The 23,019-nt window shown below is 66.9% G+C and carries 19 protein-coding genes; 9 read left to right on the forward strand and 10 right to left on the reverse strand.

What is annotated here, in order from left to right; genetic code table 11:
- Nucleotides 1-15: 15 nt before the first annotated feature.
- From LKE06_RS01020 to LKE06_RS01035, 4 genes are all read left to right on the forward strand, one after another.
- The gene (locus tag LKE06_RS01020; RefSeq protein WP_227996344.1) at nt 16-1,392 is read left to right on the forward strand and encodes a phosphomannomutase/phosphoglucomutase; all 1,377 of its coding nucleotides are present in this window, start codon (nt 16-18) and stop codon (nt 1,390-1,392) included.
- Nucleotides 1,393-1,480: 88 nt separating this feature from the next.
- Nucleotides 1,481-2,704, forward strand: coding sequence for a tobH protein (locus LKE06_RS01025; protein WP_227996346.1), 1,224 nt, complete (start codon nt 1,481-1,483; stop codon nt 2,702-2,704).
- The gene (gene manA / locus LKE06_RS01030; protein ID WP_227996348.1) at nt 2,704-3,924 is read left to right on the forward strand and encodes a mannose-6-phosphate isomerase, class I; all 1,221 of its coding nucleotides are present in this window, start codon (nt 2,704-2,706) and stop codon (nt 3,922-3,924) included. Before LKE06_RS01025 ends, manA begins: the two co-directional genes overlap by 1 nt.
- A gap of 178 nt (nt 3,925-4,102) precedes the next feature.
- On the forward strand, nt 4,103-5,023 hold the full coding sequence (locus tag LKE06_RS01035) for a cation diffusion facilitator family transporter (protein ID WP_227996350.1): 921 nt from the start codon (nt 4,103-4,105) through the stop codon (nt 5,021-5,023).
- Between the two features lie 9 nt (nt 5,024-5,032).
- Here the strand turns inward: LKE06_RS01035 and LKE06_RS01040 are convergent, their stop codons facing one another.
- Nucleotides 5,033-6,499: a phytoene desaturase family protein gene (locus LKE06_RS01040; protein WP_227996352.1), complete on the reverse strand. Its 1,467-nt coding sequence runs from the start codon at nt 6,497-6,499 to the stop codon at nt 5,033-5,035.
- A gap of 233 nt (nt 6,500-6,732) precedes the next feature.
- The gene (locus LKE06_RS01045; RefSeq protein ID WP_227996354.1) at nt 6,733-8,106 is read right to left on the reverse strand and encodes a cation:dicarboxylate symporter family transporter; all 1,374 of its coding nucleotides are present in this window, start codon (nt 8,104-8,106) and stop codon (nt 6,733-6,735) included.
- 194 nt (nt 8,107-8,300) lie between these two features.
- Between LKE06_RS01045 and LKE06_RS01050 the strand changes: the two genes are divergently transcribed.
- Nucleotides 8,301-9,824: a sensor histidine kinase gene (locus LKE06_RS01050; RefSeq protein WP_227999223.1), complete on the forward strand. Its 1,524-nt coding sequence runs from the start codon at nt 8,301-8,303 to the stop codon at nt 9,822-9,824.
- 11 nt (nt 9,825-9,835) lie between these two features.
- Nucleotides 9,836-10,534: a response regulator gene (locus LKE06_RS01055; protein WP_227999224.1), complete on the forward strand. Its 699-nt coding sequence runs from the start codon at nt 9,836-9,838 to the stop codon at nt 10,532-10,534.
- A 23-nt stretch (nt 10,535-10,557) separates the two neighbouring features.
- On the opposite strand, the gene manB is transcribed toward LKE06_RS01055, so the two are convergent.
- From manB to rfbD, 3 genes are all read right to left on the reverse strand, one after another.
- On the reverse strand, nt 10,558-11,637 hold the full coding sequence (manB, locus tag LKE06_RS01060; RefSeq protein ID WP_227996356.1) for a mannose-1-phosphate guanylyltransferase: 1,080 nt from the start codon (nt 11,635-11,637) through the stop codon (nt 10,558-10,560).
- Nucleotides 11,638-11,666: 29 nt separating this feature from the next.
- The gene (locus LKE06_RS01065; RefSeq protein WP_227999225.1) at nt 11,667-12,530 is read right to left on the reverse strand and encodes a glycosyltransferase family 2 protein; all 864 of its coding nucleotides are present in this window, start codon (nt 12,528-12,530) and stop codon (nt 11,667-11,669) included.
- 132 nt (nt 12,531-12,662) lie between these two features.
- Complete coding sequence (gene rfbD / locus LKE06_RS01070; protein ID WP_227996359.1) at nt 12,663-13,532, reverse strand: dTDP-4-dehydrorhamnose reductase; 870 nt, start codon at nt 13,530-13,532, stop codon at nt 12,663-12,665.
- 224 nt (nt 13,533-13,756) lie between these two features.
- Here rfbD and LKE06_RS01075 point away from each other — a divergent pair, with 224 nt between their 5' ends.
- From LKE06_RS01075 to LKE06_RS01085, 3 genes are all read left to right on the forward strand, one after another.
- A complete protein-coding gene (locus tag LKE06_RS01075; protein WP_227996361.1) occupies nt 13,757-15,184 on the forward strand; it encodes an LCP family protein in 1,428 nt (475 codons plus the stop codon).
- Nucleotides 15,185-15,187: 3 nt separating this feature from the next.
- Entirely contained in the window at nt 15,188-15,907 is a 720-nt protein-coding gene (locus LKE06_RS01080; protein WP_227996364.1) for a TIGR03089 family protein, read from the forward strand.
- A 114-nt stretch (nt 15,908-16,021) separates the two neighbouring features.
- Nucleotides 16,022-17,350: a cytochrome P450 gene (locus LKE06_RS01085; RefSeq protein ID WP_227996365.1), complete on the forward strand. Its 1,329-nt coding sequence runs from the start codon at nt 16,022-16,024 to the stop codon at nt 17,348-17,350.
- A gap of 58 nt (nt 17,351-17,408) precedes the next feature.
- Here LKE06_RS01085 and LKE06_RS01090 read toward each other — a convergent pair whose 3' ends face one another.
- The 5 genes from LKE06_RS01090 to LKE06_RS01110 form a co-directional block, all read right to left on the reverse strand.
- A complete protein-coding gene (locus tag LKE06_RS01090) occupies nt 17,409-18,986 on the reverse strand; it encodes a carboxylesterase/lipase family protein (RefSeq protein ID WP_227996367.1) in 1,578 nt (525 codons plus the stop codon).
- Between the two features lie 158 nt (nt 18,987-19,144).
- A complete protein-coding gene (locus LKE06_RS01095; RefSeq protein WP_227996370.1) occupies nt 19,145-19,420 on the reverse strand; it encodes an Rdx family protein in 276 nt (91 codons plus the stop codon).
- Between the two features lie 17 nt (nt 19,421-19,437).
- Complete coding sequence (locus LKE06_RS01100; protein WP_227996371.1) at nt 19,438-19,827, reverse strand: YchJ family protein; 390 nt, start codon at nt 19,825-19,827, stop codon at nt 19,438-19,440.
- 58 nt (nt 19,828-19,885) lie between these two features.
- Nucleotides 19,886-20,344: a hypothetical protein gene (locus tag LKE06_RS01105; protein WP_227996374.1), complete on the reverse strand. Its 459-nt coding sequence runs from the start codon at nt 20,342-20,344 to the stop codon at nt 19,886-19,888.
- A complete protein-coding gene (locus tag LKE06_RS01110; RefSeq protein WP_227996376.1) occupies nt 20,341-22,785 on the reverse strand; it encodes an AAA family ATPase in 2,445 nt (814 codons plus the stop codon). The genes LKE06_RS01105 and LKE06_RS01110 overlap by 4 nt, the downstream gene beginning before the upstream one ends.
- Nucleotides 22,786-23,019 lie beyond the last annotated feature (234 nt).

Genomic DNA, 23,019 nt, shown 5'->3' on the forward strand with positions numbered 1-23,019 from the left:
ACTAGGGTGGTTCCCATGACAGACGCGCGCTCTGCCGAATTCGTGAACGCGGTGATCAAGGCTTACGACGTTCGCGGGGTAGTCGGCGAACAAGTCGACGGCGAATTCGTCAGGGACGTAGGGGCTTCCTTTGCCAGGCTGATGCGCGCCGAGGGTGCGAACCGGGTAGTCATCGGACACGATATGCGTGATTCTTCGCCGAGTCTGGCCACCGCCTTCGCCGACGGCGTACTGGGCCAGGGACTCGATGTCGTGCACATCGGGCTCGCGTCCACCGATCAGCTGTACTTCGCTTCCGGTCACCTGGATTGCCCCGGCGCCATGTTCACCGCGAGCCACAACCCGGCCCGCTACAACGGCATCAAGATGTGCCGCGCGAAGGCACTTCCGGTCGGCCAGGACACCGGCCTTGCCACGATCAAGAACGAGCTCATCGAGGGCGTTCCCGGCTACGACGGATCGCGTGGCAGCGCAACGAATCTCGACCTGCTCGACGATTACGCGCAGTACCTGCGCGGACTGGTCGAACTCGATGAGATCCGCCCGCTGACGGTCGCGGTGGACGCGGGCAACGGCATGGGCGGGCACACCGTGCCCGCGGTGCTCGGCGCGCTGACCCAGTTGACTGTTGTACCGCTGTACTTCGAGCTCGACGGCTCGTTCCCCAACCACGAGGCCAACCCGCTGGACCCGAAGAACCTGGTGGATCTGCAGGACCTGGTGCGCAAGTCCAGCGCCGACATCGGCCTGGCCTTCGACGGCGACGCCGACCGATGTTTCGTGGTGGACGAGAACGGCGACCCGGTCTCGCCCTCGGCGATCACCGCGCTGGTGGCCGAGCGCGAACTGGCCAAGGAGCCGGGCGCGGTCATTATCCACAACCTGATCACCTCGCACACGGTGCCCGAGCTGGTGAGTGAGCTCGGCGGCACCCCGGTGCGCACCCGGGTCGGCCATTCGTTCATCAAGCAGGAGATGGCCGCCACCGGCGCGGTATTCGGCGGTGAGCACTCGGCACACTATTACTTCCGCGATTTCTGGGGCGCGGATTCCGGGATGCTGGCCGCGCTGCATGTGCTCGCCGCGCTCGGCGAGAAGGATCGGCCGATCTCGGAGCTGATGTCGTCGTACGCGACGTACGCGGCATCCGGCGAGATCAACTCGACCGTCGTGGACGCACAGGAACGGACACTAGCCGTGGTCGAGGCGTTCGAAGAGCGGGCGGTATCGATCGACCGGATGGACGGGGTGACGGTACAACTCGCCGAGGATGCCTGGTTCAATCTTCGCGCGTCGAACACCGAACCGTTGCTCAGGCTGAACGTCGAGGCCCGATCGCCGGAGGAAGTAGACGCACTCGTAACCGAGATTCTGAGCATCGTTCGCTCCTGACTGGAATAGTGGAATCACAGGCCTTGGATTCGCCCGACCTGGGTTCGGTGTGGATGGCACAGCGCGATGAGGGGAGGTGGGACACCCGATGATCGCTGGAACCCCGGTACTCGACCTCGACGATGCCGCTTCACTGGAGGCTGCCGATAACGGTGGCGCCCTACGTTCTGCCGCTTCCGGTGGCGCGCAGGTGCGTGCCACCGCGGCGGCCGTCGACGAGGACGTGCTCGCACGCCTCGCCGATATACGCCCACGCAGCGTGGTACTGGTATCCGGCGCGGGCCGGGCCGCACGCGCCGCACATTTGCTCGTCGCCACGCTCGGCGACCGGGCGAGCCTGCCCATCGTCCCGGTGACCGCATTGCCGCCATGGGTCGGACCGCTCGACGTGGTGATCGTCGCGGGCGATGACGCGGGCGATCCGCGATTGATCGACGCGATCGACCGAGCGGTGCGCCGCGGCGCCGAAGTGGTTGTCGCGGCACCGCACGAAGGGCCGCTCCGCGCGGCGGCGGCGGGCCGTGCGGCGCTGCTCCAGCCACGCGTGCGGGTGCTCGACCACAATCGGCTGCTGCGGTTCCTGGCCGCCGGAGTAGCGGTGCTGCGCATCGTCGATCCGGCGCGCGCGGGCGCGGCGGTGCCCGATCTGTCCGAGCTCGCCGATGTGCTCGACGCGGAAGCGTTGCGCGACGGGCCGCACCACGAGGTCTTCCATAATCCGGCCAAGACCCTGGCCTCGCGCATGCACCAGCACGGGATCGTGCTCGCGGGCGACTCCCCCGCCACGGCGGAGCTGGCCGAGCATGCTGCCGAGGTGCTGTTGCAGTCCGCGGGCCGGGTGGCCACCGCGGTCGATCTCGCCGAGGCCGTCGCGGCGAATCCCCGAATGGTCGAGGTCTCGGGAAATGCCGCGCCGAATTTCGATCCGCTGTTCCACGATGAGGAACTCGACGGCCCCGTACCGGTGGACCGCATTCGGGTATTCGCGCTCAGCACCGATGTCGACAAGTCCGCCGCACGACGCAGGCTCGCCGTGTTCGGTGGCGGATCGGGACCGGTGGACGCCGACCTGGTGAGCGCCGACGTCGATCTGCTGCACACCACGCTGACCGATCCTTCGGTGCCGACACCGGCACGGAAAGATGAACCGGGCCTCGGCGAGGGCGGCGGCGGTACCACCGGGCACGGCACCGAGATCGAACAACTCGCGGTGCTCGCGGTGCGGCTCGAAATGGCCGCTGCCTATCTGCGGCTGCTCGGTTCGCGCGTCGGCACGACGGAAAATCAAGAACAGTACGGGGGACGTTACTAGTGCACGAACTCGTTGGTGCGCTGCGTTCCTATGCCTGGGGCTCGCGCACCGCGCTCGCTCAGTTGTGCGGCCGACCGGCACCGTCCGCGCATCCGGAAGCCGAACTATGGTTCGGCGCCCATCCCGCCGACCCCGCGCACGTGCGTATCGGCGGCCGGACCCGCTCACTGCTGGAGTTGGTCTCCGGCGATCCGGACCGGGAACTAGGTTCCGCCGCACGGGAATTCAATGGACGACTGCCGTTCCTACTGAAGATCCTCGCGGCCGAGGAACCGTTATCGCTACAGGCGCATCCGAGCTCGGCACAGGCCAAGGCCGGATTCGAACACGAGAACCGGACGCGGGTGCCGTTCGATTCGCCGATGCGCAATTACCGCGACGAGAACCACAAGCCCGAACTGGTGGTCGCATTGGATCGGTTCGAGGCGCTGGCCGGATTCCGGCCGCCGGAACGCACGGTGGAACTACTGCGAGCCCTCGACGTGCCCGGCCTTCATCCGTACGCGGATCTGCTTGCCGCCCAACCTGATTCGGCCGGTTTGCGAACTCTGTTCACCACCTGGATCACCCTGCCCCAGACCGCGCTGGCCACGCTGCTGCCGCAGGTACTCGACGGGTGCGTCGAGTACCTGTCCGACAAGGGTTCTCGGGAATTCATCCCCGAGGCGCGCACCACACTCGAGCTCGCCGAAGCCTATCCGGGCGACGCAGGTGTACTCGCGGCACTACTGCTCAACCGTCTGACACTCCAGCCAGGACAGGGCCTTTTCCTCGCGGCCGGGAATCTGCACGCCTACCTGCGTGGCGTCTGCGTGGAAATCATGGCCAACTCCGACAATGTGCTGCGCGGTGGTCTCACGCCCAAGCACGTCGATGTGCCGGAACTGTTGCGGGTACTGGATTTCGAGCCCATCGACCTGCCGGTGGTGCTGCCGGAACCAGTCGGCGACGGATCGGTCCGCTACCGCACCCCCGCACCCGAATTCGCGCTGCGCCGCTTCGACCTGACCGCCGGTTCCGGACAGGTACCGCTGACCTCGGCGGGCCCAGGAATCGTACTGTGCACCTCCGGTACCGTACGGCTACTGCACCAGGACGACCAGCTCGTGCTGGAACGCGGCGCCGCGGCCTGGATCTCCGCCTCGGACACCGACATCCGCGCCCAGGCGGTCGACGGCAACGCACAGCTCTTCTGCGCCTGTGTCGGCGGTACCACCTGACCAGCGCAAAACCGCTCGAATGGCCCTCACGCCACCCCCTCCCCTAAGCTGTCTATTCGAAAGAGCTGTCCATTCGAAAGCTCTAGGCCCCACGCACCCACAACGGAGCGAGTCTTACGAGCGACCGTTCGCGGCCGTGAACACGCCGCGCCAGCGGCAAATAAACACAGGAGGCGCGGTGTCGGCTGGTGGCGGTAAGAAGGCGATTCTCGCCGCATTATCGGCGAACGCGGGGATCGCGGTGGCGAAGTTCGTCGGCGCGGCGATCACCGGTTCGGCGTCGATGCTCGCGGAGGGCGTGCACTCGGTTGCCGACACCGCCAACCAGGGGCTGCTGCTGCTCGGTCAGCGCCGCGCCGAGCAGGATGCCGACGACCTGCATCCGTTCGGGTACGGGCGCAACCGCTACTTCTACTCGTTCATCGTCGCGCTGGTGCTGTTCACGCTCGGTTCCGCCTACGCGATTTACGAGGGCATCCACAAGATTCAGCATCCGGAGGAACTGACCTCGCCGATTGTCGCGATCGTCATCCTCGTTTTCGCGGTGGCGTTGGAGGGATACAGCTTCCGCACCGCGATGCGTGAATCCATGCCACTCAAGGGCGATTCGAGCTGGTGGCGGTTCATCCGTAATTCGCGCAGTCCGGAACTGCCGGTGGTTTTGCTCGAGGACAGCGGCGCACTGATCGGTCTGGTCTTCGCCCTGGCCGCGGTGGTGCTGACGGTAGTGACCGGCGAACCGATCTGGGACGGTATCGGCACGCTCGCCATCGGCCTTCTGCTCGGTGTCATCGCGCTGATTCTGATCGTGGAGATGCAGAGCCTGCTCATCGGTGAGGGCGCGACCCCGGAGGAGGACCACGACATTCGCACCAACCTGGTGGACGGCGCGAACATCGATCGGGTCATCCACCTGAAGACTCAGTACCTCGGTCCGGAGGAATTGCTCGTCGCCGCCAAGGTCGCGATCGCTCCCGGACTCGGTATCACCGAGATCGCCGCGGCGATCGACGGCGCGGAGGCTCGGGTACGCGCGGCGGTGCCCGCAGCGCGGATGATCTATCTGGAACCGGATCTCTATCGCACGCAACGTGGCTGAGCGGCGCGATCAGTCCGCCAGCACCGGCGTCCGCAGCAGGTCGAGCGGATCGGTGTGGATATCGAAACGCTCGCGCAGGATGTGGCGGGCCGCGTGCAGTCCGTTCATACCGTGCACGCCGGGGCCCGGCGGGGTCGATGCGGAGCACAGGTAGACACCCGGCAGCGGTGTGGCGTAGGGATTCCAGCGTGGTGTGGGCCGGAAGACGGTCTGGGACAGCGTCATCGCGCCCGCAGAGATATCGCCGCCCACGTAATTGGCGTTATGGGAGGGCATTTCGGCGCCGGTGCGGACATGGGTGGCGAGGATGAGGTCGGCGAAACCGGGAGCGAACCGTTCGACCTGGGCTATTACGGTGTCGGTCATATCACGGGTGGAGCCGTTCGGGACGTGCGCGTATGTGTAGAAGGTATGGCCGCCCGCCGGGGCGCGCGTCGAATCGACCACCCCTGGCTGGATGGCGAGTACATACGGCCGCGGTGCGTGTTGTCCTGCGGCGACGGTCTTTTCGGCGGACATTGCCTGCGCGCGAGTGCCGACCAGGTGCAGGGTTCCGGCGAGCTCGCAGCCGTCGGCCTGCCACGGCACCGGCCCCGATAGCGCGAAATCGACCTTGCATGCCGCGCCGCCGTATCGGAAGCGGCGCAGGCGGGCGGCGAATCGATCGGGTAGCCGCGAGCCTGCGACGCGCAGCAATTCGGCTGGGGCGGTGTCGAATACCACTGCGGCGGTGTCTCCGAACTCGTCGAGTGAACTCACCCGGTGTCCGGTGATGACGCGACCGCCCAGTCGCCGCAGTTCGGCGATCAGCGCGTCGGGGATGGCCTGACTGCCACCGCGCGGGAGCACCCAGCCACCCGCATGTGCGAGGGTACTGAGCAGCATCCCCGCGCCGACGGCGGGCAACGCCCGAGGTTGTGTGATCGCGTGCGTCGCGACGCCGGTCAGCAACGCGGGCGCGACATCGTCACGAAACCGCAAGTTCCACAACGGAGATCCCTGCTCGAGCATGCGCATACCGAAACGCATGGCGGTCGGCAGGTTCGCCGGTAGGTGTCGCAGATCCGACGTCGCGAGGTCGACGACATCGCTCCAGTGCCGAACCAATGGGCCGAACAGCGATCGCCAGGCGGCGCCGTCGCGGCCTAGATCCGCGGCGGTCCGATCCAGATCGTGCCAGGCCAGCCCGGCGGTGCCACCATCGAGCGGGTGCGCGTAGGACACCTGTGGTGTCAGCAGTTCCACCCCGTGCGCGGGTAGATCGAAGGCGCGGAAGAACGGCGACGCCAATGCCATCGGATGCGCGCCCGCGCACACGTCGTGCCGATAGCCGGGCAGCGTCAGCTCGGCGGTCTGTGAACCGCCACCGGCGGTCTGCTGCGCCTCATGCACCTCGACATCGAGACCGGCGCGTGCCAGGATCACTGCCGCGGCGAGTCCATTGGGTCCGGATCCGACAACCACAACATCAGCCATAGTTACCACTGTGCCCTGCCCGGTGCGCCGACGCTGTCAGGTGAGATGAACAAGTCAACTCCGCCATCCGGTCCACTGTGCCATCAGCACGACTCAGACCACGTATCCCACTTGCCGATGAATTCGCAAGCGGGAGCACGTCTTATCCTCTGAACACCCCGGCAGCGGGGTCTACGCGATACAGGAGTGCTCACCATGAGGGGGCGGGCGGGGATCCGGGTTCGACGATCCCGTTAGGCCGTGACCAGGTCCTTGGGCTCGGGCTCGGGCTGCGGCCGGTGCGCATCGTCGACCATGGTCTGCTCGTCGAAGGGCAGTTTGCGATCGAGCACCTCGCGGACGCGATCGATGTCGATCGTCTTGGTCCAGGTGCCGACCAGCACGGTGGCCACCGCATTACCGGAGAAATTGGTGAGAGCGCGGGCCTCGGACATGAACCGGTCGATGCCGACGATCACCCCGACGCCGTCGAGCAGTTCGGGCCGGTGACTTTGCAATCCGCCCGCCAGCGTCGCCAACCCGGCGCCCGTCACTCCGGCCGCGCCCTTCGACGCGACAATCATGAACAGCAGCAGGCCGATCTGTTCGCCGATGCTCAGTGGCTTGCCCATCGCCTCGGCAATGAACAACGACGCCATGGTCAGGTAGATGGCGGTGCCGTCGAGATTGAACGAATATCCCGCCGGTACAACAACACCCACCGTGGTGCGCTCGACGCCGAGATGCTCCATCTTCGCGATCAGCCGTGGCAGCGCCGACTCCGACGACGAGGTACCGACGATCAGCAGATACTCGCGCGCCAGGTAACGGCAGAGCTTGAGGATCGACACCCGCGAGACCGCCCACATCAGCACGCCGAGGACACCGAATACAAACACCAGACAGGTCAGGTAGAACGCGATCATCAGGGTCGCCAGCTTCACAACAGCATCCAGGCCGGTCTTGCCGACCACGTTCGCCATCGCGCCGAACGCACCGATCGGAGCCAGCCACAGGATCATCGACAGAATCCGGAACACCAGCTTCTGAAGTGACTGCACGCCGCGCAGGATGGGCTCGCCCGCGCTGCCCATGGCCTGCACGGCGAATCCGACCAACAGCGCGACGAACAGGGCTTGCAGCACGCTACCCGCCGTAAGGGAGGAAACCAGCGTGGTGGGAATGATGCCCTGGATGAAGTCCCAGGTACCACCCGCGCTGTGTGCCGTCTTCGCGTATTCCGCGCCGGCGTTGGCGGTCTTCGCGATATTCAATCCGGTGCCCGGCTGCAAGAGATTGCCGACGACAAGGCCGATGCCGAGCGCCACGGTCGACATCACCAGGAAGTATCCGATGGCCAGGCCACCGACCTTGCCGACGGTGGCGGCCGCACGCACCGAGCCGATACCGAGGACAATGGTGCAGAAGATGACCGGCGCGATCATCATCTTGATCAGATTGACGAACATCGTCCCGAGCGGGCCCATCGACTGACCGACGCCGGGCGCGAGCCAGCCGACCAGAATTCCTGCGATCACCGCGATGATTACGGCGAGATACAGCCAATGGGTGCGGTCGCGCCGCTGCGGTTTCGTTGGCTCGGCCGTGTTGTTTGTTCGCTCGCTCATGGCGGTTTCTGTCCTCTTCGGTGGTACCGGCATGAGGTGGCTCACCACCTCTTGTGACAATGTTGGCGGCCGGCGTGACCCCGGTCACGCTTTGGTGCATTACGTTCAAACGTTGGTGAGGACAGCTTGTGAGACGTGGTCGGCTCTCTCTGGCCGGGCAGGCCTTTGTGCTGCAACTGGTGGTCCTCGCGCTGATGATCAGCATCGGGGCGGTACTCGCGGTGCTCGATGCCCGCCACGACAGCGACGTGACGACCACGCGTGAGGTCACCGCCGTCGCGGTGAGCGTGGCCCAGGTGCCATCGACCCGCGCGGCGGTCGGCACCCCGGACCCCACGCCCTTGCTACAGCCGGTGACCGAGCGGATCCGCCAGGACACCGGCATGGATTTCATCGTGGTGATGGCGCCGGACCGGACCCGCTACACCCACACCACTCCGAGCCAGATCGGCCAGCCCTTCAGCGGCAACATTGATCGCGCGCTGGCCGGAGAGACCTTCACCGAAACCTTCACCGGCACCCTCGGGCCATCGATTCGCGCGGTGACGCCGATTTACGACGGCGCGACGGTCGTCGCGCTGGTATCGGCCGGAGTCACCCGCGCCCGCATCGGCGACCAGGTCGCCACCCAGCTGCCGCTGATCCTCGGTGTCGCCGCCGCAGGTCTGGTGGTCGCGGCGGCGGGCTCGTTCCTGCTGAGTCGCCGGATTCGTCGTCAGACACACGGTCTCGCGCCGGACGAACTGCGCGCGATGTACGAGCAGCACGACGCGGTACTTCATTCGATTCACGAGGGGCTGGTGGTGTTCGGGCGCTCCGACGATTCCGCGGAGGTCGTCAACGACCAGGCCCGCAAGCTGCTCGATCTGCCCGAAGGTCCGGTACGACGCGGTGATCTGCCGCTATCGATGCAGCGAATGAGCTGGGGTGCGGTGCGCGACGAAATGCACGTGACGACCGATCGGATCTTGCTGGTCAATCAGGACGTGGTGACCTGGGAGCGGCACCCGATCGGCACGGTGATGACGGTGCGCGACCACACCGAATTGCGTGCGGTGATGGGCGAACTCGATTCGATGCGCGGATTCGCGGAATCGTTGCGCGCTCAGGCGCACGAATCGGCGAACCGGCTGCACACCGTGGTCACCATGGTGGAGCTGGGTCGATACCGAGAGGCGGTAGAATTCGCCACCGCCGAACTCGAACTGTCCCAAGCACTTATCGATCGGTTGCTCACCTCGGTCGGTGATCCCGCGCTCGCGGCGCTGCTGCTCGGCAAGGTGAACCAGGCCGCCGAACGCAGCATCGAATTGACAATCACCGAGGACACCGCGCTCGACTCGACCGCACCGCTGTCCGCGCACGAGACGGTGACGTTGGTCGGCAATCTGATCGATAACGCCATCGACGCCGCCGCGGACGGCACCGATGGCTGGGTGGAGGTGACGGTGAGTCAGTTGGACGCGAAGCCAACCGAAGTTGGTGCGGCACGGGGGGAAACAACCGGCCTCGGTGCCGGTTTCTACGTCCGGGTCGCCGACAGCGGTCCCGGTATGTCACCCGAGGCGTTCGCCCGTTCCGCAGAGCGCGGCTACTCGACCAAGGCGGACCATCAGGGCCTCGGTCTAGCGCTGGTGCACCGTTTGGTCGACCGTCACGGCGGCGATATCCGAACCGAACGTGATCCGGAAAGCGCGGTCTCGGTGACGATTCCATGAAAGGGCAGAGCATGATCCGGGTCCTGATCGTCGAGGACGAACCACTGATCGCGGAGGCGCATCGCGCCTATGTCGATCGCATCACCGGTTTCACACCGATAGGTATCGCGCACACCGGGCGTGACGCGATGCGTGCCGCCGCTGACGCCGCGGCCGAGGGCGAGCCGATCGATCTGGTACTCATGGACATCGGGCTGCCCGATGCGAGCGGACTGGATGTCGCCGCGGCGCTGACCGGCCTGGCGCCGCGCCCCGATGTCATCGCCATAACCTCGGCCCGTGATCTCGCCATGGTGCGCACCGCCGTCTCTCACGGCGTCATCCTGTATCTGCTGAAGCCGTTCACCTTCGCGGCATTTCGCGACAAACTCGAGCGCTACCGCGAATTCCGCACGGCGCTGCCGGCGGGCGAGACCGCCATCTCCCAGCAGGACATCGACCGCGCTCTCGGTGCCCTGCGCACCTCCGACCAACGCGCCGCCGCACCCAAAGGTGTTGCGCCGCAAACACTCGATGAAATTTCTCGCGCGGTCCGGGCCGCCCCCGATGGCATGACCGCCGCGGATACCGCCACCAGCGTCGGGGTATCCCGCATCACCGCCTGGCGCTACCTGGAGAAACTCGCCGAGGACGGGCTGGTCACCCGTCGCTCCGACTACGGCCGGGCGGGACGTCCGAAGACCCGCTACCTCTGGCGGGTCAGAAGCTGATTCGACTGTGCTCGGCCGACGAATCAGACATCGGTCGAGAAGCGGATGCCGCCGTCCGGTATGTCGACACCGGGCCAGATCCGGGCACCACGCAGTAGCTCGCAGCGGGCGCCGACATTGGCGCCGTCGCCGATGACAGCGTCGCGCACCAGGGCGCGGGGGCCGATGCGGGCACCGAAGCCGATGATGGACCGTTCGACGGTGGCACCCGCTTCCACGCGGGCACCGTCGAATAGGATCGCGCCGTCGAGCCGAGCACCCGCGCCGACCTCGGCACCACGCCCGACGACGGTGCCGCCGATGAGCAGGGCACCGGGCGCCACGCCCGCACCCTGGTGGACGAGGAATTCGCCGCGCTGCCCCGGCAGTGCCGGCGAGGGGGCGATGCCGCGAACCAGATCCGCGGACCCGCGTACGAAGTCCTCCGGGGTGCCCATGTCACGCCAGTACGAGGAATCGACATGCCCTTGGACTCGGGCCCCCTCGGCGAGCAGCGCCGGGAACACCTCGCGTTCCACCGAGACCGGGCGACCCGAGGGGATCTTCTCGATGTATTCGCGACGGAAGACGTAACAGCCCGCGTTGATCTGGTCGGTCGGCGGATCCTGCGTCTTCTCGAGGAACGCGGTGACCCGGCCGTTCTCGTCGGTGGGCACACAGCCGAAGGCGCGCGGATCGCTGACCCGGACCAGATGCAGCGTCACATCGGCGTGGGTGGACTCGTGAGTGTCGAGAATCGCGCCGAGGTCGGTCCCGCCGAGCACATCACCGTTGAACACCATGATGTTGTCCGCGCGCAGTTTGGGCAGCACATTGCGGATGCCGCCACCGGTGCCGAGTGGTTCGGTCTCGGTGACGTACTCCAGTTCCAGGCCGAGATCGGCGCCGTCGCCGAAATGCTCCTCGAACACCTCGGCCTTGAACGATGTGCCGAGCACGACGTGGTTGATCCCAGCGTCGGCGATGCGGGCGAGCAAATGCGTCAGGAACGGCAGTCCAGCCGTCGGCAGCATCGGCTTGGGTGCGGACAGGGTCAGTGGTCGCAGCCGCGTGCCCTGACCGCCGACCAGAATCACGGCGTCGGTGCCTGCGTTTCCTGCCATCGAGCTTCCCCTGTTCACAGTGGATTGATTCAGTGTGCGTCCCGCGCTTGTTGACGCAGCGCAGATCGAACCGCAATTCGAGACCGGATCGCAAGTCCGGCCCGCAGCGCCAGCCGCAATGGCGCCTGCCACCAGTGCGGATGCCGATCGGCCTGGAAACGGTAGGCGCTGGCATGGTGTGCGGGCAGCATCACCTCAGGATGACGCCCGGCGGCATGTCCCTTGGCGTGGGTTACCTCGGCCGACGGCACGAACACGTTGTGCCAGCCCGCCTTGCCCATCCGGTCACCGAAGTCGACGTCCTCCATGTACATGAAGTAGCGAGAGTCGAAGCCGTCGATGGAATCGAAGGCCGCCCGTCGCACCAGCAGGCACGAACCCGACAGCCAGCCGACTGCCCGCTCGGAGATCTCCTCGTTTTCCTGCCGGTAACGGCGCGTCCACGGGTTCGACTTCCACACCGTGCCGAGGATCGCGTGTCCGGCGCCGTCGAGCAGGCCGGGCACCGAACGCGCCGACGGGTAGACGCTGCCATCCGGCTCGAGTACCTTCGGTCCGATCGCGCCCGCGCGCGGCCAGCGCTTCGCCGCGGCGAGTAGCTCGTCGATGGAATCGGTGCCCCACCGCACATCAGGATTGGCGATGAGCACGAACTCGATCGCCGGATCGATCTCCGCGACCGCCCTGTTGATCGCGCCGCCGTAGCCGATATTGCCGCCGGTGCGCAGCAGTCGCACATGCGAATTCGCTTCCGCCGCAAGCTCCGGCACACCGTCGACGGACCCGTTGTCGGCCAGGATTACCTGTGGCTTCTCATCGGTGGCCTCGGCCAGCGTCGTGATGAAGTGCTCGAGGTGCTCACCCGGCGAATACGTCACGGTCACCACGACCAGCCCTCCGGGGGCGGCGGAATCGGATTCGGCTGTGTCTTCGGTTCGCTCGGTGCGCTCGCTCACGACATGCCAGCCTAGTGGGCACGGCCGGGCATCGCCCGTTCAGCGCCCGCGCGTGGGTGCGGCGGCCGTCTAGCCGGACCGGTTCGACAGCGCGTCACCGAGGGCGACCCGCCAATCCCGCAGCGGTGTGAGCCCGGACACGACCCAGGATTGGTTGGACAACACCGAATATGCCGGGCGCCGAGCAGGTCTCGGAAACGCGGTCGAGTCGCACGGATGTACGCGCGCTGGATCGGCTCCGGCTCCGGCGAAGACCGCACGGGCCAACTCGAACCAGCTCGCCTGACCCGCATTGGTGGCGTGCAGCAGTCGTGGCGCGTCCGGGCGGCCTACCAGTTCGAGCAGGGCGGCGGCCAAGTCAGCGGCATAGGTCGGGGAGCCGAGTTGATCATCGACCACCTCGATGGTGTCGCGTTCGCGTTCCAGCCGCAGCATGGTCGTGACGAAATCACTGCCCGTCGCCGCGTACACCCAGGCGGTCCGCACTACATGCGCTTGCGTTGTCAGGCTCAGCACCGCCTGTTCGCCCGCCAGTTTGGACCGGCCGTACACGGTCGCGGGACCGGTCGGATCGGTGGTGTCATACGGGTGGTCGTGGGTACCCGGGAACACATAGTCGGTCGAGAGATGGATCAGCCGGGCGCCGGCTCGGGCGCACGCCGCCGCGAGTACGGCCGGTCCGGTCTCGTTGCAGGCGAAGGCGGCTTCCGGATCGGACTCGGCCTGATCGACGGCGGTATAAGCCGCGCAGTTGAGCACGGTGTCACCGGGTTCGAGTACCGCCCGCACGGCGATCGGGTCGGTGATGTCGAGTTCACGGTGTCCGAAAGCGTGAGCGCCGGGTGCCAGGCGGAGGATCTCTCGCCCGACCTGGCCTCGTGCGCCGGTCACGATCAGGCGAGATGGGGCGGTGGCGGCGGGCGGCGGCACAACGGTCACGCGGCAAGTCTGGCACGCCGTGACACCTGCGGTTGAGGTCCAGCGCGGTAACCCTTGGTTAGCCTGGACCCAACGGCGCGGGGGCTACCAGATACGGGGCGGTCTGGCGTGACCGAAAGAACGCTCGAGTTTGTCGAGAGGATGCAGAATTGCCGCAGCGGAGCAGGACCTCGATGCCATCGCGGCGATCCGGAGGCGATAGCGGCCTCGCCTCCCTGGGACCGATGCGCGCGTTCGTCGCGGTGGGTGCGGTATTGGTCCTGGCTATCACTGGCTTCGCCTGGCACAGCGTCGATTCCCTCATCTCCAACATCGAACGCATCGGCGGGCTCGGCCTCGGCGGTGGCCGCGACGGCGCCGTGGACATCCTGCTGGTCGGGGTGGACTCCCGCACCGATGCCCACGGAAACCCACTGAGCCAGGACGAACGCGCCATGCTGCACGCGGGCGACGAGGTCGGCACCAATACCGACACCATCGTGCTGATGCGCGTCCCCAACGACGGCCGCTCCGCCACCGCGATCTCCATTCCCCGCGACTCCTATGTCGATATCCCCGGCATCGGTATGGGCAAGATCAACTCGGCCTACGGTGCGACCAAGGAGACCCAGCGCCAGAAGCTGATCGACCAGGGCGTCTCCGAGGTCGATGCGGACAAGCAGTCCACGCGGGCGGGACGTCAGGCGCTGATCAAGTCGGTGGCCAATATGACCGGCGTCACGGTCGACCACTACGCCGAGGTGAGCCTGCTCGGATTCGTGCTGCTCACCGATGCCGTCGGCGGTGTCGATGTGTGCCTGAACAATCCGGTCGACGAATGGATGTCCGGCGCGGAATTCCCCGCGGGTCCGCAGCGATTGAACGGCCCCGAGGCGCTGAGCTTCGTGCGGCAGCGTCATGACCTGCCGCGCGGTGACCTGGACCGGATCGTTCGCCAGCAGGTCTTCATGGCACAGCTGGTCGGGCAGGTACTCAACGCGAAAACGCTCGCGAATCCTGGAAAGCTGCAACAGCTGAGCGACGCGGTCGGACGCACCGTCGTATTGGACGAGGATTGGGACGTGCTGGCGTTTCTGCAACAGCTGCAAGACCTTACGGGTGGCCAGGTGAAATTCGAGACGGTCCCGGTCACCGATCTCAACGGCACCACGGCCGACGGCGAGTCGGTGGTCCGGATCGATCCCAAGGCAGTCAAGGCGTATGTGTCCGCGTTGGTCGGCGGCGATGACAGCGACGAACCCGCGGAGCCCGCGGTGGATCCGGACACGGTTACCGTCAGCGTCTTCAACGCCAGCGGGGTCGGCGGTCTGGCCGGACAGGTGGCGCAGGCCCTGACATCGAAGGGCTTCCATGAGGGTCTGGTCGGCAACTACTCCGGCTCCAGCGTCACCAGCAGCCGGGTGCTGGCCACGAAGACATCGGATCCGAAGGCCAAGGCGGTGGCCACCGCGCTCGGCGGGCTGACGGTCGTCGCCGATCCGTCGTTGTCCCCAGAATCGATCAGCGTCGTCGTGGCGAGCGACTATTCTGGTCCGGGTTCGGCCGCGAGCAGCATGTTCGATATCTCCGGGACATCGTCGGCCACCGCAACCCCCGTTCCGCCCGCCCCACCGATCGACGCTGGCCAGACAGGACCGAAATGCGTGAACTGAACGATGCGTGACAAAGCCAAGGCACTCACTCTGACCGAGTTGGTGCTCGATCCGATCCTCGAACGCGAACCCGCGGGTCCGCGGGTCACCTACTACGACGATGCCACCGGAGCCAGGATCGAACTATCCGGGCTGACGCTGGCGAACTGGGCGGCCAAGACCGCCAACCTGATTCGCGACGAATTCGGGCTGAGCCCAGGCGCCAGAGTCGCGGTGCTGTTGCCCGCGCACTGGCAGACCGCCGCCGTCCTACTCGGTTGCTGGTGGGCGGGCACCGAAGTGGTGCTCGGGCCCGATCCCGATGCCGATCTCGCGCTCGCCATCGCCGAACGGCTCGACGAAACCGAGGGCGTCGCCGAGGTTGCCGCGTTATCGCTGGACGCGTTCGGCATGCCGGTGCGTGATCTTCCGGTAGGCATCACCGATTTCGCTACCTCGGTACGCGTGCACGGCGACCAATTCCTGCCGCGCGGCGCCGGTGTCGCACTCGACGGTATGCCGGTGACCGAGGTGCTTTCGGAGGCCAGGAAATCGGCCATGCGGCAAGGGTTCTCCGAGGGCGACCGGGTGTTGTCGAGCACGCCGTGGGATGTCCCGGCGGAATTGATAGATGGGCTGGTCTCGGTGCTGGCTGTCGGCGCCTCGCTGGTGCAGGTCGTCAACCCCGACCCGGCCCAGTACGAGCGGCGGATGGCCTCCGAGCGGGTCACCGCGCGGCGTTGAGGCGGGTGCCGCGGCCTAACTCGGTATAGATCGGGGTCCGACCACAGGACGTTCCACAACCGCACACGGCTTCCGTACGGTGGAGTTATCGCACAACGATGGGGTTGGTGAGAAATGAAGCCGCAATATTGGTTCCGTTGGCTATCGGTGCAGGGCGCCCCTCGTTTGGTGCTGCGCACCCAGGCTCGACGTGGTGATAACTTCGCCCAGCTGATGGGCGGTCCGAGCGGACAGACCGATCCATATCCACTCATCGAGCAGCTACGCGGCGAGGTCGGGCGCGGGCCCGGCAGGTTGCTGCGCACACCCATCGCCTGGGCCGCCTTCGATCATGAAATGTGCCGAGCCATCCTGCGGGATAATAGGTTCGGGGTGCGCACCACCGAAAGCTTCAACGTTCCCAAACCGATGCAGAAGCTGGCCGAGCGCTTTCCACTCCCGCCGAGTCCGGTCGAGCCGCCATCCATGCTGGTGATCAATCCACCCGAACACACCGCGATGCGGCGCCCCGTTTCGTCGGCCTTCACACCGCGCGCCATCGGCAGGCTGCGTGAGCGCATCGAAACCGTCACCGAGGAATTGCTCGATGCGCTGCCATCGGGCGGGTCAGCCGACCTGATCGAATCATTCGCCGCGCAGGTGCCGATCGCGATCATTTCAGAGATGCTCGGCTTCCCCGAACGCGACCGGCAGCTGTTCCTCGACTGGGGCGACGCGGCGACGCCGCTGCTCGATGTGGGAATCTCGTGGAAGTCCTATCGTCGCGCGGTCGGCGCGATGGAGGTGATGAACGACTACCTCGACGGGCATATCGCACGTCTACGCCGCGAACCGGGCGACGATATCCTCAGCAACCTGGTCAGCGCGGGTGAACTGGATACCTTCGCGCTCGAGGCCACCGCGAGCCTGCTGATGGGCGCGGGCTTCGAAACCACGGTCAATCTCATCGGGAACGGTGTGGCGCAACTGGTCGCCCACCCCGAGCAGCTCGATCGCCTGCGCGCCGAGCCGGAGTTGTGGGGCAATGCCACCGAAGAGGTGCTGCGCGTCGACGCGCCGGTGCAGACGACGGCGCGCATCGCGTTGACCGACGTGGAACTCGACGGTATCTCGTTGCGCAAGGGCAGTACCGTCGTACTGTCGCTGGCCGGCGCCAACCGTGATCCCGAGGTATTCCCTGATCCGGGCACCTTCGATGTCGGGCGCGCGAACGCCAAGGAACACTTGACCTTCAGCAGCGGCATCCACGTCTGCCTTGGCGCCAGTCTGGCCCGGATGGAAGCCACCTATGCCCTGCGATCACTCTTCGAGCGCTTCCCCGACCTGCGACTGGACGGCCCACCGCAACGCCGAAACCTGTTCACCCTGCACGGATACGAACGCATGCCGGTCCGTTTGGGTCGCCGTGCGAGTAGTCCCGCGCCGGAACCCACCGCCGTATAGCCGCGTCCGGACCACAACCCCGGGAGGTGTCCCGGGGTTGTGCGAGAAGCCAACCGCCTCAGCTGAATCCGACAGCCTGTTCACCCCACGCGGTGTGCTGTTCCCGGTCCGGGTTGTCCACCACGCGGTCGATGGCGTCGATCAGCAGGGTGGTGCGGGTCGCCGGGTGGTAGGGCGGCCAGTGCTTGGAACCGTCGATGGCCGCCGGGACACCGTGGGTGGCGAAAGCCAGCCAGCGGCGCATCATGCGGCCGGAGACTTCGGTGGCGACCTTGCGACCACCGAGCCAGAAGGTGGGGTCGTGATTGAAGGTGCCGAAGTTACCGAATACGTACGGCAATTCGGTGGCGTGGCCCGCGCCGACCCGGGCGGCCTTCAGCATGGGGGTGGCCTGGTCGAAGCGGTACATCCAGGTCGGCGAGTGAGTGGCGTGCGCATCTGAGACCCAGTGCGCGGGCATACGGAACGCCGCGTCGGTCGACATGGCCAGCGCACCACGGGTTTTGTCGAGATCCGGGTAGGCGGAGGTGATTTCGGCGATGCGCTCGTGGGATAGTTCGGGATGGTTGGCCGCCACGTCGCGCAGCATGACGTTGACCGCGTCCGGCGTTACCGGCATGATCGGCGACCGGAATACTCGAAACAGTGACGCCTCATCCTTATTGGTGCCGATGATCAGCGGCACCCGGTGCGAGCGGCCGCGCTGGAACTGATCGATCGGATAGCTCGGGATCAGGTCACCATCCACCACTGGCGCGGCGGCCAGCCTGCCCGGTTCCTTCAAGGGGACCTCGTCGAGCAGCACACCCGCCGCGCTCACGATGCGATCGAGCGGACACTCGAGCAGCTCGATCGCGCGTGCGGCGGGCAGTTCCAGCAACTCCAGGAACCGTTGTGCGACACCGGCCGCGCGTTCCTGGCCGAATACCGTTGTGGCGGGAGGGCTTTCCGCGATCGCCCGGTGGAACAACCCCGCCGAGCGCGGCGAGGTGAGCAGCGCGGTCACGCATCCGGCACCGGAGGACTCGCCGAATACCGTCACATTGCCGGGGTCGCCGCCGAACGCGGCGATATTGTCGCGCACCCATTCCAGTGCGGCGATCTGATCGAGCAAGCCCAGGTTAGGCGTGAAGTCATCCGACAGCGAGGACAGATCGAGAAAGCCGAGCGCGCCGAGCCGGTAGTTGACCCCGACGATCACCACGTCACCCGCTTCGACCAGCTTGCGGCCGTCATAGATGCCCTGGGCCGCGGTACCGAGGCAGTATGCGCCACCGTGCAGCCACACCATGACCGGCCTGGGTTCGCGCGTCTCGATGGCGCGGCGCGGCGCCCAGACGTTCAACCACAGACAGTCCTCGCCCATGCGCAGGTCCGAGTCGACCGGAACCATATTGCCCATGGTCTGTGGGGCGATATCCCCGAAGGTCACGCAGTCTCGGATTCCCTCCCACGACTGTGGCGAGCGGGGCGGGCGGAAGCGATTCGGCCCGGCCGGCGCGGCCGCGTACGGAATGCTGCGCCACGTGGCGACCTGGCCATTCCATCGGCCCCGAACCCGCCCATGCGCTGTTTGTGCGACAGGCTCGGCGCCGTCCACATCCGAGCTCGGTTCGGTCTCGAACTGAGTGCTCATCTTCCGCACCTCCTGCCCACGACCACAGGCGGATGCTAGAAATTTGCTCCGCTCGGGTCAGACGCCTCGTAATCTCTTCTCCGAGGGTACGTCGACACCGCAAGCGGGACTGGTTGGACGCTCTTACCGATTGCGGGCCGATACGCTGACACGCTGGATCAATCGTGTTTATCGGCGTGGCCGAGATCACGGTCCGGCGCGACCCGGTCGCGCACCCGCTGCTTGAGCACCGCGATATCGGGGAACCCACCGTCGGCCTTGCGTTCCCACACCTGCTGGTCGTCCACGGTGATCCGGAAAACGCCACCCGACCCGGGGATCAGTGCGACCTCACCGAGGTCGGTCTCGAAGGTGCTGAGCAGTTCCTGCGCCATCCAGCCTGCCCGCAGCAGCCAGCGGCACTGTGTGCAGTATTCGATCGCGACACGTGGCATGGGTGGCACGCTACCGGTCACGGCTCGATGACACCGTCGAGGTAGACCCAGGCGCCGTCCTCACGGACGAACCTGCTGACCTCGTGCAGCGAACCGCGCTCGCCATCGGCGCGATAGTGCGCGATGAATTCGACGGTGCCGATGTCGTCGAACGGACCGCCGCGTTCGGTACGCACGACCTCCAGCAGTAGCCACCGCTGCGCGGGATCGAGTTCGAGGCGCGCGGGCCTGGTCCGGGAATGCCAGGACCGGCGCAGATAGTCGGTGTCCCCGACGGCGAACGCGGTGTATCGCGACCGCATCAGCGCCTCGGCCGTCGCCGCGCCCCGCTCCCCCACCAGCAGCGGCCCGCAGCACACCGCGAGCGGCTCCCCGCGCCGACACGGACATACCTCGACTGCACCCATCCTTACATCGTGCAAGCTCGGCGTGGCACACCGCACGGCGGGCCGGCGAACGCGGCGTTCAACGAACATCTGTGGTCGCCAGCACCGTCGCGATCATCGCCGTCTGCTCGCGCCAGCGGCGCAGGTCGGTGACGCTCGGCGCGAGTTCGTAGTCGTAATGGTGGGCGGCGCGCGAGAGCGCGGACCATACCGTCGCCACCTGCGCGGCGGTCTCAGGTCCGGCGAAGACCCGTAATGCCATGAGCTGTGCGCGCATCGGACAGCGCGTCAATTCCGGGGCCACCCTCGCCCACAGTTCATCGACGCACTGTTCGAGAGCCAGTCGCAGAATCCACACGGTCGCGCGCGACCACAGACCGTCGGCGTCGGTGACAGTTCCGTCGAGCAGCCGGTCCACGGCATCGAATCGATCGGCCACCGTGGGTCTCGGCCTGCGCGCCACCGCGCCCCGGCCCGCAGCGCCGCGGCGCGGGCCACCCTTACCGGAGCCGCGACGCGACCCCTGCCGCGCGCTCACGCGCGCAACCAGGCGACGAACCTGTCGGTATCCGCGATCAGTTCGCGCATGCCGCGCCCGATCGGCACGTGCGCGCCCGCCGTCGCGTCACGCAGCGCGTCCACCACCCATTTACCCTCTCTCGCAAGGTGTTTGTTGAGATCGTCGACCCGCCCGGAGACCCCCATCACCGCGAGCGCGACCATCGCGCGGGTGGTGTGCGCGCCCTCGATGTGCCGCTCCACCTCCCGATGGTCCATGCCCTCGGCCAGCAGATTGCGCCTGGCCCTGGCCAGGCTGGCCGCCTCGACGGCCGACCGGCAGCAGGTGGCGACCAATTCATCAGCGATCGCGGGCGGCAGCTGCGGGGTCCGGGCCAGCGAACGCGCGTCGTCGAGATAGCGGCGCACCGGATCACTCGACACCCGCACCTCGACCACCGAACGCTCGCGCCGTTGCACCTCGAGTACGGAGGCGTCCAGTTGCAGTCGGCGCACCGCCTCGGCCAGCCGCTCGTCATGGGTGAATACGACCACCTGCCGCGTCCACGCGACATAGGCGAGTACCCGGGCCAGACCGTCCACTTTCGCCGGATCCATGGCCTGCACCGGGTCGTCGATCATGACAAAACGAAATGGACTCTGCTCCACGGTGGCACGCGGCAGAAACAGCGAAAGGCCCAGCGCGTGCAATTCGCCCTGGCTCATGACTCCGAGCGCCGCACCGTCGACCTCGTCGACGGTGACGTCGAGCAATACCCGGCGCGCGGTTCCGGCGTTGCCCTGCAAGCGAATTGCGCCCAGCTCGACATTGCTCTGCTGACGCAGGGTGTGCCAGACCCAGCGCGCCGTCGTCTCCAGCGGAGCCATTCGTTCGCCGCGTAATCCCGCGGTAGCCGACTTGAGCCAGTCCTCGGCCCGTTTCACCGTGCGCAGGGTGCCGACCTGGGTGGCCACCCGCCGGGCACCGTCGAGCCAGGCGATGATCCTGGGCACCAGGGGCAACCAGACTTCGTCGAGGCGATTGAGCTCTTTGCGCGTGCCCTGCTGCAGCAGGGCGAGTTCATCGACGAGTCGCGTGTGCGCGCCGCGCAATCGGTCCGCAAGGTCCGTGGTGTAGTCGGCCGAGGCCAGCGCGGCCCATTCGGCCCACGCCCGGCGAACCGCGGTGGTGTCGACGGTGGGCGGGTAGCGCGGGTCGAAATCCAGTTCCGCCGGAACATGTTCCGGTAATGCGCGTGCCGCGCGAACGGCTCCGCGCAATTCGGCGCGCGCGGTCGCGAGCGCGTCGACTCGCGCCGTCAACGCGGCGATCGAGGCATCCGCTTCCGCCGCCCAGGCATCGTCCAAGTCCCCACGTCCGCAGACCGGGCAAACGCAGATACCGCTCGCGACGACATGCTCGCGCGCGCGCCGCAGTAACTCCAGCAACCGAAGGTCGGCCTCGGCGTCGGCAGTGGTGTCGCGGGCCAGAACTTCGCCGCACTCTTCCAGCCGCGCCGCCACCGTCTCGACCTCGGCTCCGGTGGGTACCGCAAGGCGCACGATCGCCCGCAGACCCGCAGGTCCGGACGGGTCGTCGGCAGTGCCGAATACCTCCCGGCCGACGGCTGGCAAATCGGGTTGAGACGGTCGCAACAGTCCGGCCACCCGGGCGGCGCGATCATCAGCCACCTGTTGCAGCGCGGTTATCAGCTCGAGGCGTTCCTGCCGTGAATCGCGTCCCGCACGTTCGAGTTCCAGGCGGCGCGCGCGAATCCGCTCCTGCGCCAGGGTCAGTTCGTCTAGACCGAGCAGTTGGTGCAGGGCGTCGAACAGATCGCTCGGCTTGCCGTCGACCAAGGCGCCGAGCTCACTGTAGGAAAGGAACGGGCGATACAAATCCAGTAGCCCCGACCAGCGTTCGGCATCGAAATCCGTTGGGGCGGCATGCGGTCGCCGTTCGGTCCAGCGCGCCTCGGTGAGGGCGGCCTCGGGCGACCACTCCTTGGTGATGGTCAGCTCGGAATCGCGTCCGGCGGTGAGCAATTCCAGCTCGATTCGCGCGTCACCGGCGTGCAGGTTGCGCCAGCCCTCCCGCCAGGCCGCCGAGCGTCCTTCCCAACGGCGGTTTCCGCCGGTGAGCGCCAATTCGGCGGCCTCGGCGAAACTGGACTTGCCGCTGCCGTTGCGCCCGACCACCAGAGTCAGGCCGGGGCCGGGCGGCAACTCGAGCGACACCTCGGGGCCGATGCCGCGAAAGCCGCGTACCCGGATGGCGCGCAGGAATATTCCGGAACCATCGAATTCTGTTGTCCGGTCGCCGGATTCGGTGCCGAGAGCTTGCAGGACCGCATGCGAGACATCGGCGGTCACGGCAGGATCCTCCGCGAGCCGACGAGCTACCACCTCGGTGAGCCGTGGTACGGCCTCGGTAGCCGGTTCGGACTCGGTAGCCGGTACGGCCTCGAGATCGGTGCGCATGCGAAACCCCCTCCACCACCGAATTGCGTCCTGGCGGTCCCAATGCCCGGTGCCACTGCCGAAAAGCTGTGCGCGACGCTACCCGATCGCGCCGAATTCGCGCACCGTATGTCTTGAATGTGCTCGCGAATGGGTGCGAACCTGCCCGCGGGGATGGTATGGCCATCGAACGGCAGGGGGCCGCGCTCGATGTCCACCCCTCGCCAGCCCCGGCGGGCAGCTCGATGGTGTCTC

This window comes from Nocardia australiensis, assembly GCF_020733705.1.
In the GTDB taxonomy this organism is placed as follows: Bacteria; Actinomycetota; Actinomycetes; order Mycobacteriales; family Mycobacteriaceae; genus Nocardia; species Nocardia australiensis.